Below are 834 nucleotides of genomic sequence, written 5' to 3' on the forward strand. Positions count from 1 at the left end.
ACCAGTGGCCTGCACTCCTGCTTCTGGTTGGGAGAAAGGTCAGGTCGAGAATCAAGTTGGCAATGTACGGGAATGGCTGTTTACCCCGTTGGCCCGCTTTGCTTCCTTTGCGGATTTAAATGCGTGGCTCACAACCCGCTGCCAGGAATTAGCGCAACGTATGCACCCGACACAAAGTCAGCGCACCATTGCAGACTGTTATGCTGATGAGCAGCCTTTGCTTCGACCTGTCAGCGCGCACTTTGATGGCTATGTAGAAAAAATGATGCGTGCCTCGTCCACTTGTCTAGTGAAAGTAGACCGGAATAAGTACAGTGTGCCAGCGCGGTTTGCCGGGCAGGCGGTATCTGTTCGCACGACAGCAAATCTGGTGCGGGTCGTCGCACAGGGCGAAGTGATTGCCGCCCATGCCCGTCAATTCAGTCGTGACCAGTTGATTTGTGATCCCTGGCATTACCTGCCTGTTCTGGAGAAGAAGCCTGGCGCTTTACGCAATGGCGCACCATTCGTTGAATGGACATTACCCAGAGCGGTTGTGCAAGTACGCGACCGGATTCTGAAGCAACCGAAAGGAGACCGAGCCTTCGTAGAATTACTGATGCTTGCCGGTGAAGCAGGACTTGATGCGCTTACTGTGGCATGTGAGTTAACTCTGGAGGGCGGCGTCATCAGTGCGCCTATCGTGATGAATGAATTGCGCCGTCTCATTGCGCCGCATTTACCCGCAGCAGCGATCCACCTGCCAGACACCATTGCTTTGACGATGGAACCTCTGGCGAACTGCCACCGTTATGATTATTTGCTGGGAGCGGCCAATGTCCACTGACCACGCTA

Annotated in this window: 1 protein-coding gene; it reads left to right on the forward strand. The window is 54.2% G+C overall.

What is annotated here, in order from left to right:
* Positions 1–826, forward strand: an 826-nt coding sequence (locus tag QN395_RS21360; protein ID WP_416352076.1) for a Mu transposase domain-containing protein, incomplete at its 5' end; no start/stop codon positions are given.
* Positions 827–834 lie beyond the last annotated feature (8 nt).

Source organism: Undibacterium sp. RTI2.2 (assembly GCF_035018705.1).
Classification (GTDB): domain Bacteria; phylum Pseudomonadota; class Gammaproteobacteria; order Burkholderiales; family Burkholderiaceae_D; genus Undibacterium.